Consider the following 18,722-nt stretch of genomic DNA (forward strand, 5'->3'; position numbering starts at 1 on the left):
CTCCCATCGTCTTCCCATTCCCTCTGCAAAAAATGGGACTTACTTGGGACTTACATGGGAGGAACTTGGGACATACTGCCTCTGTTTCTTTTAGCACCTTCATCCCGAACACATCCCGAATGCATCCCGAACACATCGAGAAGGCATCGAGAAGTCAAGAACTCCAATAGTTTCATTATAAACTTAGCGTAGATTTACCGCTTATATTAATTTGAACTTTCAGAATCTATCGAACAGCGAATGTAACTTTTCCGCAACCCACAATAAGTTTGTATTTGGACTTTAGGTCTATATAAATGCCTTATGAGGCTAAGCGTCCAAGCTACTTACGCTCGGTAATAAAAGAAAAAACGAGTTTTTTCTTTGTATTACGCTCGCTTATTCGTACCTTTGCAAAATGAGTATGCAAACAGAAAAGACAAACGAACAAACACCAGCCAAGACAGACGAAGTGCTGAATGTGGCAGGTAAATTGGCCGATATCAGTACGTCTATCGGACATATCATAAACGCTGACTCTATGAGCCAGATACTACACACATGTCTCAACGCACTAGAACCGGAACAGGCAAACTTCATGTTCCAACTGATTTCACACGTAGTCAACAAGGCGGCGAGACCAGAAGTGACAGAGGTCAGGCCTAAGGAACTGGAATGTGACGTGGTGCGCTTTCAAAACAATAAAGACAAATGGGTGGCACTCGTAGGACTGCTCGACGGATACCCTTACGAGATTTTTACTGGTCTGCAAGACGACGACGAAGGCATTATGTTGCCTAAATCGGTCACACACGGAAAAATCGTAAAACAGGTAAACGAAGATGGAACAAAGCGTTATGACTTCCAGTTCGTCAACAAACGAGGATACAAAACAACCGTTGAAGGACTATCTGAGAAGTTCAACCCAGAATACTGGAACTACGCAAAACTGATTTCTGGTGTGCTGCGCTACCGCATGCCCATCGCACATGTGGTAAAACTGGTAGGGTCGCTCCAGCTCCAAAACGAAAGCATCAATACATGGAAGATCGGTGTGGAACGTGCACTCAAGAAATACGTCAACGATGGAACCTTCACAGAAAAGGAGAATGAAGACACCATTTGATACGAGCATCATCATCAACAAAGCTCGCTTCCATGCCTACCACGGCGTCATGCCGCAGGAACAGACCGTCGGAAACGATTATGAGGTTAGCATCCAGATAGGATACGACTTCACTCATGCCATGCAAACTGATGATCTGAGCCATACCATCAGTTATGCTGACGTCTATCAAACAATAAGTCAGGAGATGCAGACTCCATCAAAGCTGATTGAACATCTGGCGGGAAGAATCTGCAAAAGACTCTTCGACACATACCCCAACATTACAAAAATCGACCTCAACATCATCAAGAAAAACCCACCGATGGGAGCTGATTGCGAGGGAGCCGGAGTAAGGGTAATTATGACAAATGAGCAAAAAACTATGCTTTAGCAGTTGGTTTTTGACTGAAAATGCGTACTTTTGCAAACGGTAAACAATTAATATGTGTAAAAAGAATACCTTATACCTATTATTATTAATGGTGGCGACGGCCTTACAGGCAGCCGCCAAAGATAGATTCACCCTTGTCATCGACCCAGGTCACGGCGGTCACGACGCTGGTGCTGTAGGCTCTTTTTCTAAGGAAAAGAACATCAACCTCAATGTTGCACTCGCCTTCGGAAAATACGTAGAAAACAACTGCCCAGACGTAAGAGTCATCTATACTCGCAAAACAGATATTTTCATACCGTTGCACACACGTGCTGACATAGCCAACAGAAACAAAGCAGACCTCTTTATCTCCATACACACCAACTCACTACCCGGTGGACGCATAGCACGAGGACTCGAAACCTATACCCTCGGTATGCATAGAGCCAACGACAACTTAGAGGTAGCTAAACGAGAAAACTCAGTTATTCTCGTGGAAAAAGACTATAAGCAACGCTATCAGGGATTCGACCCACGGTCAAGCGAGAGCTATATAATGTTTGAACTCATACAAGACAAAAACATGGAGAAGAGCGTCGAACTGGCCCGAGCAGTACAACGCCGCACATGCGCATCAGCCAACAGACCCAACAAAGGCGTTAAGCAAGCCGGATTTCTTGTACTCCGCGAAACATCGATGCCCAGTTGTCTGATCGAGTTAGGCTTCATCTCTACTGCAGACGAAGAGCGCTTTCTGAACTCTAAAGACGGTATTGACAAACTCGGTTTCGGCATCTATCAAGCATTTCTCGACTTTAAAAAAAAATCAGACGCGGCAACACAACCTTCATACCAAATACAGGAACCGGAAAAGGTAAACGTGCCGACAATAGCCACGCCAAGCCAAAAACAACAAGCGCCAAAGACCAAAAACGACAAAACGGACAACAAACCGCTGGCAAACAACATACCGCAGGCAAAGCCAAAAACAGACAACAAGACGCAAAAAAATCAGGTATTGCAGGAACTGGCCAACGCCAGAGCAGGAAGAACAACCGTTGACGACAACAATAAAAAGCCATCAACCGATGTGGATTCTATCCTCATGGCAGATCCAACTCGCAATAACGAGACAGGGAAAGACAGTTCTCAACAAGGAGAACCAATAATGCCGGCTTCAAAACCAACACCAAAGGCGGAAGTAAAACCAGTAGAAAAACCCGTTCATAAGACAGAGGTACGTCACGGCAAAACCATTGTTACACCAACCCCAAAGGCGGAACAAAATGCCGAAACTGCGGCAAAACCAGTACAAAAGACTGAAGCAGAAACCGTAAAGCCTGCGGAGAAACCAACACCAAAGGCAGTTGAGAGATCTACGAGTACCATTGCCACACCTCAACAGACAAGCGGACAACCCATATTCAAGGTACAGATACTTGCCAGTTCAGCTCGTCAGAATCCAAACAGCCCCATGCTGAAAGATTTGGAAAACGTAGATTATTACGAAGAAAACGGCATGTTCAAATATACCGTAGGCGCATCAACCGACTATCAGGAGATTTACCAACTCCGCAAGTCATTATCAGAACGCTTCCCCGAAGCATTCATCATCGCCTTCAAAGACGGACGTAGGGCCAATGTGCAACAAGCAATACAAGAATACAGAAGAAACAAAAACAAGAAATAAAGAAAAAACTTAAATATGAAATTTTTCACAAAAGAAGTCAAAATCGCACTAACTGCCATCTTCGGCATACTCGTGCTTTTCTATGGATTGCAGTTTCTTAAAGGACTCAACATATTCTCAAACACCAACACCTACTATCTCGTGTTCAACGATGTAAGTGGACTGTCGGCTTCATCGCCTGTCTATGCCAACGGATATAAAGTAGGTGTCGTGGAACGCATAGACTATAACTACAACGACCCCAACAACATCGTGGCTGTTGTAGGACTTGATAAAGCCATGCGCATACCTGTCGGATCACGTGCCGAACTGGCAAGTGATCTGCTCGGCAATATCAAAATCAACCTGATTCTGTCGGGCAACCCCACACAACTCATGGCTGCCGGCGACTCTATCAAAGGCGGAATGGAACTGGGACTCATGAACCAAGTGGGACAAATGATGCCGACCGTAGAACGTATGCTCCCAAAACTCGACTCCATCATGGCAAGCCTCAACATCCTATTGGCAGACCCTGCACTACGCAACACCCTGCACAACGTGGAAGGAATGACCGACAATCTCAATAAAACAAGCGTAGAACTCAAATCACTATCTGCCAGTCTGAACAGAGATGTCCCATCGGTTATGAAAAAAGCAGATGGAGTTCTCACCAATACAGAGCAACTCACAGCAAACCTCAGCGCCGTGGATATTGCCACTATGACGGCAAAAGTCAACCAAACGCTGGATAACGTAGAGCAAATGACCAACAGGCTCAACAGCAAAGAGGGCACACTCGGACTGCTCATGAGCGATCCACAACTCTACTACAGACTCAGTTCAACTGCTGCAAGTGCAGATTCTCTACTCATCGACTTGAAAGCACATCCTAAGCGTTACGTACACTTCTCTGTGTTCGGAAAGAAGGATAAATAAGAGAGATGCTTGTTTTTAATTAGTCTAAATAACAACCATCAGAAGCACATGACCCAAAAAGACAGGTCTTATGCTCGTTATCAGACGATTTCGTGACCATCTGAGAGATAGCAGAACAGACCTGCAATAGGTCTTGAGTCACAGCGTTAATAGACTATTATATAAGGAGTTACATTATTACAATAGTGTTTCACGACTACAAAAACAAGCCATATCCCGTAAATACCACAGGAATAGGCAGTTAGAGGAATATATATATAACAAACAAAAAATAAAGATTTGGTTAATTGAAAAAAAAGTGCGAACTTTGTATCCGCTTTACGAAAAGCAACCGTATCTTTTAACTATAAATACAAAAGAAATTCCATAATGGACAAAGCTCCTAGACTGCTTTGGAACGACTGCCTCTCGCTAATAAGAGATAACGTTTCTGAGCAACAGTACAAAACATGGTTTGAACCTATTGTCTTCGACTCTTACGACGAAGACAACAGGACACTTGTCGTGCAAATACCAAGCCGCTACGTCTATGAAGTATTGGAGCAGTATTATGTGGAATTGCTAAGCAAAGTACTGCATCGCTGTTTCGGCACTAATATTGCGCTGAAATATCGTGTTGTGGTTGACAAAGCACACGGTCTTACCGTTGACGAAGAAGGTAGCGAATCTGTTGCTATCGACAAGCCAAAGGTTTCAACACGTGCCAACCAATCCCCCACCACCCTCGATGCAGCAACCCCACAGGATTTAAATCCACAACTGGATCCCCATAAGAATTTCCAACGATACATCGAAGGCGATAGCAACAAGTTGCCACGCACCATCGGTCTCTCCATTGCCGAGCACCCCGGACGCACCACTTTCAATCCATTCTTTATCTACGGTCCGTCAGGTAGCGGTAAAACACACCTTATAAATGCTATTGGTGTGCGCTGCAAAGAGATTTATCCACAGAAACGAGTACTCTACGTATCTGCCAGATTATTCCAAGTGCAATATACCGATGCAGTACGTCAGAACACGGTCAACGACTTCATTCATTTCTATCAAACCATCGATGTGCTCATCGTTGACGATGTTCAGGAATGGGCTGCAGCCACCAAGACCCTCGACACATTCTTCCACGTATTCGATCATCTGTTCCGTTGTGGAAAGCAGATTATATTGGCTGCCGACCGTCCACCAGTTGATTTGGTAGGTGTGAAGGATCGCTTGCTGACTCGCTTCTCATGTGGTATGATAGCCGAATTGCATAAACCCAACGTGCAATTGTGCATTGACATCCTCAATACCAAATGTCGCCGTGACGGTCTAAAATTCCCTGCCGACGTCATTCAGTTTATTGCCGAAACCGCCAATAGTTCTGTACGTGAATTGGAAGGAGTGGTCAACTCATTGATGGCATACTCTATTGTATATAATAGCGATATTGACATGCGCCTCGCTGAACGTGTTATCAAACGTGCCGTGAAGGTGGACAACCGTCCCCTGACCATCGACGATATCATCGAAAAGGTATGCGCACACTATAATGTCACCCAACCCAACGTAATGAGCCGTTCTCGCAAACGCGAATTTGTAATTGCCCGACAACTCTCCATGTACTTCGCACAGAAATACACCAAGATGCCTGCATCGAGAATTGGACAGTTGGTAGGTGGTCGCGACCACTCAACAGTCATTCACAGCTGCAATACGATAGACCAGCGCATGAAAGTTGATAAGGCATTTGTAGAAGAAGTGACCAGCATCGAAAACTCTTTCAAACTGAAACAATAGCACATCAACTCCAATCGTACACATTCCAATTCCTATATTGATTGGGGATGTACCTTACAAACAAGAGGATAAAATACAAGCAGGATTATCATTTTCGATAATCCTGCTTGCGTTTATCTGTCCGTTTGTCTTCAGACGACGAAAGTCTGACAGCTATTCGCCTTTGACATTCATCGCAATTGTCTGATTACAACAGATTGTCTTTCTCTATATCCTTGAAATACTTGTAGGTGGCAACTTTCAGTTCGTCAGCAGCTGGTTCATCAGCCACGATAATACCATGTTGATGCATCTGAAGGGCAGAAATAGTCCACTCCTGAGTAACAGCACCCTCTACAGCCGCCTTCATGGCACGAGCCTTATGGTGGCCGTTGACGAGAATCATCACTTCGCGAGCATCCATCACAGTACCAACACCTACAGTAAGCGCCAACTTGGGCACCTTGTTTACATCATTGTCAAAGAAACGAGAGTTGGCAATAATCGTATCGGTTGTTAATGTCTTGACACGAGTGCGAGATGTCAACGAAGAATAAGGTTCGTTGAAAGCAATATGACCATCAGGACCTATACCCCCAATAAAAAGATCTATACCACCTGCTTCGGCTATCATCTGCTCATAACGAGCACACTCTTCTGCAAGATTTTCTGCATTACCATTAAGAATATGGATATTCTCTTTCGGACAATCAATATGGTCAAAAAGATTACGAGCCATAAACGAATGGTAGCTTTCTGGATGACTTTCAGGCAATCCTACATACTCATCCATATTAAATGTCAGCACATTCTTAAACGACACACGACCTTCCTTGTTGGCTTTTACCAGACAAGCATACATTCCCTCTGGTGAAGAACCAGTTGGCAAACCGAGTACAAAAGGATGTTCTTTGGTAGGTTTGGCAGCATTAATACGCTCAATAACGTGTTCAGCAGCCCATTGCGACAATTTCTGATAATCAGATTCAATAATAACTCTCATATTTAAAATGTATTTGGTGTTAACTTTTGTAACGCAAAGGTAGTATAAATTCATGAAAAATATACATGCTAAAGGCTATTTTTTTCAAAAGAACCCTATAAATCGGAATTTTATGTTTATCTTTGCACATTACATATAATAATATATATAAATACTGAATGAAAGAATTTGTTATTTCAGAAGTCAAGGCCGAAACCGCCGTACTCGTGGGACTTATCACTCAGGAGCAGGATGAGGCAAAGACCAAAGAATACCTTGACGAACTGGAATTCCTTGCGGATACAGCAGGAGCCGTCACCGTGAAACGCTTCACACAGAAGGTGCAAGGCCCCAGCCAGGTTACCTATGTGGGTAAGGGAAAACTGGAAGAAATCAAGCAATATATAAAAATGCAAGAGGATGCTGCCGACGACGACCCTACCGGCGAAACCCAACCTGTAGGTATGGTGATATTCGATGATGAGCTGTCTGCCAAACAGATGCGCAATATCGAGGCTGAACTGAAAGTAAAGATTCTCGACCGCACCTCGTTGATTCTTGATATATTCGCCATGCGCGCACAGACCGCCGAAGCTAAAACACAAGTAGAATTGGCACAGTATCGCTATATGTTGCCTCGTCTGCAACGCCTGTGGACCCACTTGGAACGCCAAGGCGGCGGCTCTGGTAGCGGTGGTGGTAAAGGTAGTGTTGGTCTTCGTGGTCCTGGTGAAACACAGTTGGAGATGGACCGCCGTATCATTCTGCACCGCATTACGCTATTGAAACAACGTTTAGTAGAAATCGACAAGCAGAAAACCACCCAACGTAAAAACCGCGGTCGCCTGATTCGTGTAGCCTTGGTGGGATATACGAACGTAGGAAAATCGACCATGATGAATCTGCTTTCTAAGAGCGATGTGTTTGCAGAAAACAAGCTATTCGCCACGCTCGATACCACAGTACGCAAGATGGTTATCGACAATCTCCCTTTCCTACTTGCCGATACAGTAGGTTTCATCCGTAAGTTGCCAACCGACTTGGTAGATTCCTTCAAATCCACTCTTGACGAAGTGCGCGAGGCCGATTTATTGGTACATGTGGTAGATATCTCGCATCCCGACTTTGAGGAACAGATAAAAGTTGTGGAGAAAACCTTATCCGATTTAGGCTGTGCCGACAAACCGTCAATGATTGTATTTAACAAAATTGATGCCTACACCTGGATAGAAAAAGAGGCAGACGACCTCACTCCCTCTACCAAAGAGAATGTGACACTCGACGAATTGAAGAAAACCTGGATGGCAAAAATGCAGGGAGACTGTCTTTTTATATCAGCCAAAGAAAAGCGAAACATCGACACGCTTCGTGAGATCCTCTATCAAAAGGTTCGCCAACTCCATGTACAGAAATATCCCTACAACGATTTTCTCTATCAAGTAGAGGAATAAGAAGCATTGTGAGCAAAAACGTCATATAGAACATACAACAACAAAGTAAAGCATGTACAATCAAACACAGATAGAAATGAGAGATTACAGACAATTGACCCAAGAGGAAATAGACATCCTCGAACGGAATAACTGCTGGGCAGAAAATTGGGAAAGCGTTAAAGTGGCAGATGATTTCTCACCATACGGATTCCACCGCGTGATGTTTTATGGCGACATTCGGCTTGGCGTATTCGACCTTCAAGTAGAAGTCACAAAGGGATTTACCAAACATGCAGGCATTAACGATGCCACACTTCGCAACGTAACCATTGGTGACAACTGTCTGATAGAGAAGATTGGCAATTTCATCAACAACTATACCATCGGCGACAACTGTTATATCTCTAACGTATCAACAATGGAGACGACAGAGGGAGCCACCTATGGTGAAGACCACATGATATCGGTGCTAAACGAAATGGGCGATGGCAACTTGGTGCTTTTCCATGACCTCAACTCCCAGTTAGCCGCTTTCATGGTGAAACACTTCAACGATAAGGTATTAAAAGAGAAGATTACTCGTCTCATCCGCGAAGAAGTGCGTTTCTCCCTTCCCGACCGTGGTACCATCGGCAACAACGTAAAGATTATCAATACCAAGGAGATTACCAATACGGTTGTGAAAGATGACTGTGAGATCAATGGCGCATCACGATTGAGCGATTGCACGATCCTCAGTTCGAAAGATGCCTCTGTATATATTGGCACAGGTGTAATCTGCGAAAACTCCATCATTTCCAATGGTTGCAGTATCACCAATTCTGTCAAGATGCAAGACTGTTTTGTAGGCGAAGCCTGTCAGGTGGCCAACGGATTCACAGCCCAAGCCAGCGTCTTCTTTGCCAATTCCTATATGGCCAACGGTGAGGCATGTGCTGCCTTTTGCGGACCATTCTCAGCCTCCCACCACAAATCAAGTTTGCTCATCGGCGGCGAGTTTTCGTTCTATAATGCCGGTTCAAACACCAATTTCTCCAACCATGCTTACAAAATGGGACCATTACATTACGGCACTCTGGAGCGCGGCACCAAGACGGCCAGTGGTGCCTATGTCCTTATGCCAGCAAAGATTGGAGCCTTCTCCGTATGTTTCGGCAAACTGATGAACCACCCCGACATGCGTTGTCTGCCTTTCGCCTATCTGCTGGCTTACGGCGACACCATGTATATCGTACCTGGACGCAACATCACCACGGTAGGTCTCTACCGCGATATCAAGAAGTGGCCCAAGCGTGACAAGCGTGCCGCCTCCTGTCGTAAGAGCATCATCAACTTCGACTGGCTATCACCCTTTACCGTGGGCGAAATCGTGCAAGGCAAGAAAATCCTTGAAGCACTTCGCCAAGCCGGAGGTGACAACGTATCTTCATACAACTACCATGAATACATCATCAATGCCACATCGCTACGCAAAGGCATTAAGTATTACGATATTGCACTTCGCATCTATATGGGTGCCGTTCTAAAGCGCGCCATCAAAGGCGGATTCCTCGGCAAACCAACATCAGATATCGGTTTGGGCCACTGGACAGATCTCTCAGGCCTTCTCTTGCCCATCAGCGAAGAGGAACGACTTATTGATGATATCAAGAATGGCAACATTGAAAGCATCAAAGAGATTCTCGACCGCTTTATCGATATCGACAACCACTATCGCCAATACCAGTGGACCTGGACCTATCGTCTCATTCTCGACTACTATGGACTCGACGAACTGAGCGATAGCGACCTGCCCCGCATCCGCGAAGACTATATCCGCGCACGTCGTGCATGGGTGGCAGAGATTCGTAAGGATGCCGAGAAAGAGTTTGCCATGGGCGATGTAGAACAGTCTGTCTTCGATGATTTCATCACAAAACTCGATCACGAAATAGACTTTGAAGACTAAGCCGATACGATAGCTAAGTGTTGCAGCGACGCAGAACAACAAAAAGACAACTCACACGCTTCTCAATCCGCAAACATCGGAAGTAGGCAAAACATCTGGAAGAATAACAGAACAAAGTATAAAACATCCGCATATGAAATTAAAGAGTATCCTCTCCCTGTTGGCACTTGCTGTTGCCACCACAGCGGCAGCCAAGGACTACAAGTTTGAGACCGTCAGCGGCGACATGACGAAAACCCGCATCTACACGCTTGACAACGGTCTGAAGGTTTATCTTAGCGTCAACAAAGATAAGCCACGTATTGAGGCACACATCGCCGTTCGCACCGGTTCGAAGAACGATCCTGCCGAAACCACGGGTCTCGCCCACTATCTGGAGCATCTGATGTTTAAAGGCACCAACCATTTCGGTACCAATAATGCCGAATCCGAAGCACCATTGCTTGCCGACATCGAGGCTCGTTATGAGCGTTACCGCCAACTGACCGATGCCATGGCACGCAAGCAGGCCTACCACGAGATAGACAGCGTGAGCCAAATAGCAGCCCGCTACTTCATCCCCAACGAGTATGACAAACTCATGTCAACCATCGGCGCACAGGGTACCAATGCTTATACCAGCAACGATGTGACCTGCTATACAGAAGATATTCCCTCCAACGAGATTGACAACTGGGCCAAGATTCAGTCTGATCGTTTTCAGAATATGGTAATTCGCGGCTTCCATACCGAACTTGAGGCCGTTTATGAGGAGTACAATATCTATCTCACCGACGATAACGACAAACTTTGGAGCGCCATTGGCAAGAAACTTACCCCAACCCATCCCTATGGCACACAGACTACCATCGGTACCCAGAATCACCTGAAGAACCCTTCCATCACCAATATCAAGAACTATTTCAGGAAGTGGTATGTGCCCAACAATATGGCGATCTGTATGGCTGGTGATTTCGATCCCGATCAGGTAGTAGCCATCATCGACAAGTATTTCGGCACTATGCAACCCGGTCAGGATGTCAGCCAACCAATATTCCCTGCCCAACCAGTATTGACCACTCCGTCCGATACAACTATCGTTGGTCAGCAGGCAGCCTTTGTCTGTGTGGCATGGCGTGGCGAAAAGGCAGCATCTCTGCAGTCCGACACCCTTGACGTCATTTCTTCTATGCTGAGCAACGGTCGTGCCGGACTCTTCGACACAAACCTCAATCAGCCTATGAAGGTTATGGCAGCACAGGCTTTCTGTCAAACTCAACAAGACTACTCCAGCTTTGTGCTCTATGGCGTTCCCCGTCAGGGCCAGACACTGGAAGAGGTAAAGGATCTGATGGTAGCCCAATTGGATAATCTGAAGAAAGGAAACATCGACGATGACCTGTTGCCTTCTATCGTCAACAATCTCAAGCGCAAATATATGCAAGCACTCGACAACAACAGATGGCGCGTCTCAGAGATGGTCAACTCGTTTGTCAATGGCGACAGTTGGCAACAGCATGCCAATAGCATTGCACGCATTGAGAAGATGACAAAGCAGGATATTGTGGCTTTTGCCAATCGTTTCTTCACCAACGGTTATGCTGTAATCTACAAAACACAGGGCACCGACAGTCTTGCCAAGAAGATTGACAAGCCTGCCATCACTCCTATTCCTGCCAACCGCGACATGGTGAGCCAGTTTGTGAAAGACATTCAGAACACAGAGGTGACGCCCATCCAACCCGTCTTTGTGGATTTCAAGAAAGACTTGACCCTTGCCACCACCAAGAAAGGCATACCCGTTGTCTATAAGAAGAACACCGATAATGGTCTCTTCTATCTCGGTTTCGCCTACGATTTCGGTAATCAAGACGACAACCGTTACGATATGGCAAGCAACTATCTGAATTATGTTGGAACCGACAAATACTCGGTGGCAGAACTTAAACGCAAGTTCTACAAGCTGGGTTGTGACTATGGAATTAGTGTATCTGGCAACCGTATCACCATCCGTCTGAACGGCTTGAGTGAGAATATGGCAGAAGCACTGTCACTGATGGAGAATGTGCTCCAAAATGCTCAAGCCGACCAAGCATCCTACGACCAGTTCGTATCGCTCATCTTGAAAGAGCGCGACGATGACAAGAAAGACCAACGTAACTGCGCCGAACATCTATACGCTTATGGTGTATATGGTAGCCGTAATATCTATACCGACATGATGAGTGCCGACCAGTTGCGCAATACCAATCCACAGGAGTTGCTCGATCTCATCAAAGGTCTCCGCAACATGAAGCATGAGCTCTACTACTATGGTCCGATGGAGTTGAAAGACATGACAGCCGTTATCACAAAGTTGCACGCCACTCCCAAAAAACTTCAGGACGTGCCCCATGCCACTCCCTATCAAGCCACTCAGACTCCAACAAACGAAGTGTTGATGGCACCGTTTGATGCCAAAAACATCTATTTCCGCATGTACCACAATGAAGGCCGTCCCTTCAATCTTGCCGATGCAGGAAAGATTTCCGTATTCAACGAATACTTCGGTGGCGGTATGAACAGCATCGTATTCCAGGAGATGCGCGAAGCACGCGGTCTTGCCTATAGCGCCGGAGCCGTATATACCCGCCCTTCAAAGAAGAGCGACAAGGAGAGTTTCTTTGCAAATATCATCACTCAAAACGATAAGATGGGCGATTGCATCAGCGAGTTCCACAACATTCTCGATACCATCCCACAGAGCGAAGCAGCCTTCAATATTGCCAAGGATGCCGTCATCAAGCGTCTTGCCAGCCAGCGCGTCACCAAGTCATCGGTTATCGACCGTTACTTCAGCATGCGCAAATTGGGATTCGACTACGATATCAACGAGACCATCTACAAGGATGTACAGCGAGTAACGCTACAGGACATTGTGAATTTCGAGAAATCACAAGCAGCCGGTAAACCCTATCGCTACATGATCCTTGGCAATGACAAAGAGCTCGATATGAAGGTTCTGGAGCGCATAGCACCAGTAAAGAAACTCACTCTTGAGGATATCTTCGGTTATTGATAAACCAATCAACAGGTATTAATTATTCATTATAAAAAACTAAACGAATATGAATCCAGAATTCAAGTATGCCCCTATGTTCCAGTTGGGCAAGGACGACACTGAGTACAGACTGCTCTCGAAAGAAGGCGTCAGCACAGCTGAATTTGAGGGTAAAGAAATCGTAAAAGTATCGAAAGAAGCCCTGACGCTGTTGGCTCAGCAGGCATTCCACGATGTAGAGTTTATGCTGCGTCGCGCCCACAACGAGCAGGTAGCCCAGATTCTTACCGATCCTGAATCGTCTGAAAACGACAAGTATGTAGCCTTGCAGTTCCTGCGCAATGCCGAAACAGCTGTCAAAGGTGTTCTTCCTTTCTGTCAGGACACCGGCACAGCCATTATCCATGGTGAGAAAGGTCAGCAGGTATGGACCGGATTTGAGGATGAGGAAGCCCTCAGCCTTGGTGTATATAACACTTTCACACAGGACAATCTGCGTTATTCTCAAAACGCCCCGCTCAACATGTACGACGAAGTCAACACCCGTTGCAACCTTCCCGCACAGATTGACATCGAGGCTACAGAGGGTGCCGAATATCGCTTTGTGATGGTTGCCAAGGGTGGTGGTTCTGCCAACAAGACCTACTTCTACCCCATGACCAAGGCCACCATTCAGAATGAAGGCACGCTGTTACCATTCCTCGTAGAGAAGATGAAGAGCCTCGGAACTGCTGCATGTCCTCCTTACCACATCGCATTTGTTATCGGTGGAACTTCAGCAGAGAAAAACTTGCTGACAGTGAAACTGGCAAGTATCAAGTACTACGACAACCTGCCTACCACTGGTGATGAGACAGGACGCGCTTTCCGCGATATCGACCTTGAGGCAAAACTCCTCGACGAAGCCCACAAGATTGGACTGGGTGCACAGTTTGGCGGTAAGGCTCTGGCTCACGACATCCGCGTGATCCGTCTGCCTCGCCACGGCGCATCATGCCCCATCGGTATGGGTGTCAGCTGTTCGGCAGACCGCAATATCAAGGCTAAGATCAACCGCGACGGTATCTGGTTGGAGAAGATGGATGAGAACCCCACAGAGCTTATCCCTGAGGAACTGCGCAATCCGGGCGAAGGCACCAAGGGTATCGAGATTGACCTCGACAAGGGTATTGATGCTGTTCGTGCCGAACTGTCTAAATATCCCGTATCTACTCGCGTCAACCTGAAAGGTACCATCATCGTGGCACGCGACATCGCCCATGCCAAGCTCAAGGCACGCCTCGATGCAGGTGAAGACCTACCACAGTATTTCAAAGACTATCCCGTGCTCTACGCTGGTCCTGCTAAGACTCCAGAGGGTTATCCTTGCGGTTCAATGGGACCAACCACAGCCAACCGCATGGACCCATACGTTGATGAGTTCCAGGATCACGGTGGTTCACTGGTGATGATAGCCAAGGGCAACCGTTCACAGATGGTTACCGATGCTTGTCAGAAGCATGGTGGATTCTATCTCGGCACTATCGGTGGTGTGGCTGCTGTACTGTCTCAGTCGAGCATCAAGAGCATCGAATGTGTGGAATATCCCGAACTGGGTATGGAAGCCATTTGGAAAATCACTGTTGAAGACTTCCCCGCATTCATCCTTGTTGACGACAAGGGCAACGATTTCTTCAAGCAGTTGAAGCCTTGGACACCTTGCAAAGCCTAATGGCAATATGGGGTTCTAAGCTATAACCCAACTCCTTACAAAAGAGGAAAAATGTTGATTTACTCGGCAATTCCACGTGAATTGCCGGGTAAATCAATTTTTTATTGCCTAAATGCCTGTTCCTCTTTCAGACAATAGCGCAACACACAAAGACACCATGTGTGCATACATTTTTTCAGTTTTTCAAAAATATTCGACCACAAGGCCACACCAAAAGTTCAAAACACTACTATTCAATATCTTAAGCTGTGGTCGATGGCGGTTGCTACGGTATTTTCGACCATGCTTCGACCACACTATAAAAATTGTTGGCAACATGACCATCTTCAAAGCGAACGATATTTTCTGAGTTTTTCAAACCGCTGATAAAAGTATTATCAAACGTTGGATAAATGTATTATCAAACGTTGGATAAAAGTATTATCAAACGTTGGATAAAAGTATTATCAAACGTTAGAAAGAAGTCTTTTCAAACGTTAGAAAGAAGTCTTTTCAAACGTTAGAAAGAAGTCTTTTCAAACATTGGAAAGAAGTCTTTTAAACGTTAGACAAAAGTATTGCCAAATATAGGGCAAAGGTATTGGCCAAACATTTGGCAAAAACATTTTCAGCATCATGATTTACTCTGTCAAAATACAAACATCGTCTTTATGGCAACCTCACGCTTACAACAAACAACACTTGTGGTGGTCGAAAGGTGGTCGAAAACACCCCTCAAAAACGATTCGACCACCAGCATAAGGCAATATTGCTCAACCTGTTACAACACGCTGGTGGTCGAGTGGTCGATTTCTTGCGACATCGCGTGCGCGTGCGCGTATAGAAATAAAAGAGGTTCGTCCGACAGCATCGGACGAACCATCTTATATGTTTAGATGTTATCTTGCAGGTTACAGTCTATCAGTCACGCTGATAGTCGAAGCTATCCACATCGACCCATCCACCTGTCTGACGTGTGGCAAAGTTATAGATAGCGAAACGTGTGCCCATAAACAATCGGCGATAATCATAAATCATACGGAAATCTTTGATGGCATCTGTCCATTGTTTACCATCTGCGCTGTACGACAGTGTGGCAAGGTCTTTGCCCAATCGGAAGTCGCACGCCATGCGCAACCAAACCTCTTTACCCTTGAGTTCGCGACGGAACACTTCCTCTCGTTTTACACCCACAACAGCTTTATCCTTATCGGTCAACTCCACCGACTCTTTCGTTGCTACAATATATAGGCGTTTGCCTTTCTTCACAACCGACAGTAAGGCTGCATCGCCTTGGAAGGCAGAGAGTCCAGCCACGTCGCCATCCTTCATATTGCTCAGATCCAGATGTATTGTTCCTTGGCATGCAGGACCCTCGGTACGGTTTGTCAGCGTATTGGGAGCAAGGAAGATGTGTGGTGCGATGCGTGATGTCTTCAGTCGGAGCCAACCTTTGCGATCGGTCAGCGACCATGCCTCATCCACTGGATTGTGGTTCCACTGCCATTGCAGCGCCAACTTATCGCTGTCAAAATGGTCGCTATAGACTATGGATTTCTTCTCAAATCCCTTCACAGGAACAGGCATTAAATAGGGAATCTTACCATCCCAATCGGTCAAGATAGGCCATCCGTCGAGCCAGCGAACGGGTTCGAGCGTTGGTGTGCGCCCCACTCCGTCACGGTCTTGGAAGATGATAGCATACCAACGTCCGTCGGGTGTATCGACAATGGTGCCTTGTCCCACACCGCCTTTACCTCCAAATTCGGTTTCAAGAATAACCTTTTTCTCGTATGGACCGTAGATATGGTCTGCACGATAGCACACTTCACGACGCGGATGTCCATTGGTCAAAGATATCATCAGCAGGTAGTATTTACCATTGTGCTTAATCATGCGAGAGCCTTCAAGTAGGTTGGTTTCGGTTTTATCGCGTTTGAAAAGTATATGATGACTGCCTTCTACCACATCGGTCAAATCGTCATTGAGTTGCATGATTTCTCCTGTACCATACACGATATAGCCCTTTCCGTCATCGTCGAACATCAACGTAGCGTCGTGGAAGTGTCGCATACGGCTATGAATGGTCCATTCTCCCTCTGCACGGTCAGCCACACAGAGATAGGTTTCACCATCAGAATTATCGTTTGGTGCAAAGAGTGCATAGAATTTGCCTTTGTGATATTTCAGCGAAGTGGCCCACTGACCACGCCCATAGACAGTACCTTCGCGCATATCGTAACGTGGCGAGCCGGTCAGTCGGGGGAAGATATAGTTGACAATCTCCCAGTTGACCAGATCTTTCGAAGCCATGATAGGAGCTCCGGGCATGAGATGCATGGTGGTGCTGACCATATAATAGGTGTCACCCACACGAATCACATCGGGATCGGGCACGTCGCTCCACAGCACAGGATTGTGCATCATGCCTTCTGCTGCCACTTGATTCTGATCGAAACGCCACCAGTCGAAGGTGAAGAGTTTTAGACCTTTCAGGCCTTTGAATACGAAATAGAGATCGTGTTTGCCCACAAGAGGACGCTCTACAAGTGTCTCTACAGTCTGCCACTTCTCCCATCCACCGGTATAGGGCACTTTCACTTGTGCCACAAGTGGACCTGCCACGCTGTCGGTACGCACTTCAAGCCATCCGCCTTGTAGGGCGCTTGCCACACGAGCTTCGAAACGCAACGGTTGTTGCTGACCGAAATCCACTTCACGCACTTTGATATAATCGCCATTATGAATATCTGAAAGATACACACCGGTATCTTCATTCCACTCTGACTTAACGCCCTTCGACCATGCCATAGTCTCTGCTTCCACACGATTGTATGGGCAAAGGGTACCTATAGGACGCACTCCTTCGGCTGTAGCATTGATGATAGGGAATGTACCATCTGGTTGATAGGTAAACTCTTCAACTGCTACGCTGCGACCAAAGCCACCTCCCAACTTGCCGGTATGATAGAAGAAATAGGAATGTCCCTTGAAATCAGCTACACCACAATGGTTGGTGAACGAACCTGTGTCCTGCAGTGGCATGATGTTGCCCATGTATTTCCAAGGTCCTGTAGGCGTCTTGCTCATAGAATAAGCAATATGTTCGGGCACTCCACCTGCGGCATAGAGCATGTAATAGTTGTTGCCACGCTTACTAATCCATGGACCTTCAGTATAGCAATCTTTGTATTTTACATTTTTGTCGCGCTTTTCCATATCGGGAGCGCCGAAGCCTTCAACACGCTGTTCGATGCGTTCCACTTCGCCACGGATAGATATCATATCATCGTTAAGACGGGCACAGTAGAGATGCGGATTGCCCCAATAGAGGTATGCCTGACCATCGGTATCTATCAAAACCGTGGGGTCTATATTGTCCCACGAACCGTTATCGAATAATGGTTTGCCTAAGGCATCACGGAAAGGACCTGTCGGTGTGTCGCCTACAGCCACACCGATAGCCATGCCACCGGTTATTTTGGAGTGGGCACAGACATACCAATAATACTTTCCATTGCGCTCGATTGCCTGTGCTGCCCATGCACGGTCGTCAGCCCAAGCAAATGACGATTGATTGAGTGGTGAACCATGGTCAGTCCAGTTGACCATATCGGTTGAAGAATACACACGCCATTCATTCATCCAGAAGAAATCGGCATGGTCTTCATCGTGGCCGGTATATACATAGATGCGGTCACCACACACCAAAGGAGCTGGATCGGTAGTCAGCTGGGTTTGAATAATAGGATTCTGTGCTAAGGCTGCAGTAGAGGATGCCAAAGCTATGGCGAGAAAAAGAATGTTGTTGTTTGATTTCATCG

General features: G+C 46.3%; 9 protein-coding genes and 2 pseudogenes. 9 read left to right on the forward strand and 2 right to left on the reverse strand.

Annotated features, from left to right (window positions below; all coding sequences use genetic code 11):
- Positions 1–616: 616 nt before the first annotated feature.
- The 5 genes and pseudogenes from CIK88_RS11395 to dnaA form a co-directional block, all read left to right on the forward strand.
- Positions 617–1,072, forward strand: a pseudogene (locus CIK88_RS11395) (ribonucleoside-diphosphate reductase, adenosylcobalamin-dependent); the annotation flags it as partial.
- Positions 1,073–1,088: 16 nt separating this feature from the next.
- A complete protein-coding gene (gene folB / locus CIK88_RS11400) occupies positions 1,089–1,478 on the forward strand; it encodes a dihydroneopterin aldolase (RefSeq protein ID WP_094390179.1) in 390 nt (129 codons plus the stop codon).
- 52 nt (positions 1,479–1,530) lie between these two features.
- Positions 1,531–2,281 (forward strand): annotated as a pseudogene (locus CIK88_RS11405) (N-acetylmuramoyl-L-alanine amidase); the annotation flags it as partial.
- Positions 2,282–3,165: 884 nt separating this feature from the next.
- On the forward strand, positions 3,166–4,068 hold the full coding sequence (locus CIK88_RS11410) for an MlaD family protein (protein ID WP_094390180.1): 903 nt from the start codon (positions 3,166–3,168) through the stop codon (positions 4,066–4,068).
- Between the two features lie 369 nt (positions 4,069–4,437).
- Positions 4,438–5,847: a chromosomal replication initiator protein DnaA gene (gene dnaA, locus CIK88_RS11415; RefSeq protein ID WP_094436583.1), complete on the forward strand. Its 1,410-nt coding sequence runs from the start codon at positions 4,438–4,440 to the stop codon at positions 5,845–5,847.
- Positions 5,848–6,034: 187 nt separating this feature from the next.
- Here the strand turns inward: dnaA and nagB are convergent, their stop codons facing one another.
- Positions 6,035–6,829, reverse strand: a complete 795-nt coding sequence (gene nagB / locus CIK88_RS11420) for a glucosamine-6-phosphate deaminase (RefSeq protein ID WP_094436585.1) — start codon at positions 6,827–6,829, stop codon at positions 6,035–6,037.
- A gap of 158 nt (positions 6,830–6,987) precedes the next feature.
- Between nagB and hflX the strand changes: the two genes are divergently transcribed.
- The 4 genes from hflX to CIK88_RS11440 all read left to right on the forward strand — a co-directional run bounded on the left by hflX (position 6,988) and on the right by CIK88_RS11440 (position 14,919).
- Positions 6,988–8,259, forward strand: coding sequence for a GTPase HflX (hflX, locus tag CIK88_RS11425; protein ID WP_094436587.1), 1,272 nt, complete (start codon positions 6,988–6,990; stop codon positions 8,257–8,259).
- 76 nt (positions 8,260–8,335) lie between these two features.
- Entirely contained in the window at positions 8,336–10,189 is a 1,854-nt protein-coding gene (locus tag CIK88_RS11430; protein ID WP_094436631.1) for a DUF4954 family protein, read from the forward strand.
- A 133-nt stretch (positions 10,190–10,322) separates the two neighbouring features.
- Positions 10,323–13,226, forward strand: coding sequence for a pitrilysin family protein (locus CIK88_RS11435; protein ID WP_094436589.1), 2,904 nt, complete (start codon positions 10,323–10,325; stop codon positions 13,224–13,226).
- A 49-nt stretch (positions 13,227–13,275) separates the two neighbouring features.
- Positions 13,276–14,919, forward strand: a complete 1,644-nt coding sequence (locus CIK88_RS11440) for a fumarate hydratase (protein WP_094436591.1) — start codon at positions 13,276–13,278, stop codon at positions 14,917–14,919.
- Positions 14,920–15,819: 900 nt separating this feature from the next.
- Here CIK88_RS11440 and CIK88_RS12660 read toward each other — a convergent pair.
- Positions 15,820–18,720, reverse strand: a complete 2,901-nt coding sequence (locus CIK88_RS12660; protein ID WP_254046895.1) for a family 43 glycosylhydrolase — start codon at positions 18,718–18,720, stop codon at positions 15,820–15,822.
- Positions 18,721–18,722: the final 2 nt, after the last annotated feature.

It is taken from the genome of Prevotella sp. P5-50 (assembly GCF_002251295.1).
In the GTDB taxonomy this organism is placed as follows: domain Bacteria; phylum Bacteroidota; class Bacteroidia; order Bacteroidales; family Bacteroidaceae; genus Prevotella.

Bases quoted from the DNA above. Each gene is read 5' to 3' on its own strand.
- nagB (WP_094436585.1), bottom strand. From the start codon at position 6,829: ATGAGAGTTATTATTGAATCTGATTATCAGAAATTGTCGCAATGGGCT.
- CIK88_RS11430 (WP_094436631.1), top strand. From the start codon at position 8,336: ATGAGAGATTACAGACAATTGACCCAAGAGGAAATAGACATCCTCGAA.
- folB (WP_094390179.1), top strand. From the start codon at position 1,089: ATGAAGACACCATTTGATACGAGCATCATCATCAACAAAGCTCGCTTC.
- CIK88_RS11410 (WP_094390180.1), top strand. From the start codon at position 3,166: ATGAAATTTTTCACAAAAGAAGTCAAAATCGCACTAACTGCCATCTTC.
- CIK88_RS12660 (WP_254046895.1), bottom strand. From the start codon at position 18,720: ATGAAATCAAACAACAACATTCTTTTTCTCGCCATAGCTTTGGCATCC.
- CIK88_RS11440 (WP_094436591.1), top strand. From the start codon at position 13,276: ATGAATCCAGAATTCAAGTATGCCCCTATGTTCCAGTTGGGCAAGGAC.
- hflX (WP_094436587.1), top strand. From the start codon at position 6,988: ATGAAAGAATTTGTTATTTCAGAAGTCAAGGCCGAAACCGCCGTACTC.
- CIK88_RS11435 (WP_094436589.1), top strand. From the start codon at position 10,323: ATGAAATTAAAGAGTATCCTCTCCCTGTTGGCACTTGCTGTTGCCACC.
- dnaA (WP_094436583.1), top strand. From the start codon at position 4,438: ATGGACAAAGCTCCTAGACTGCTTTGGAACGACTGCCTCTCGCTAATA.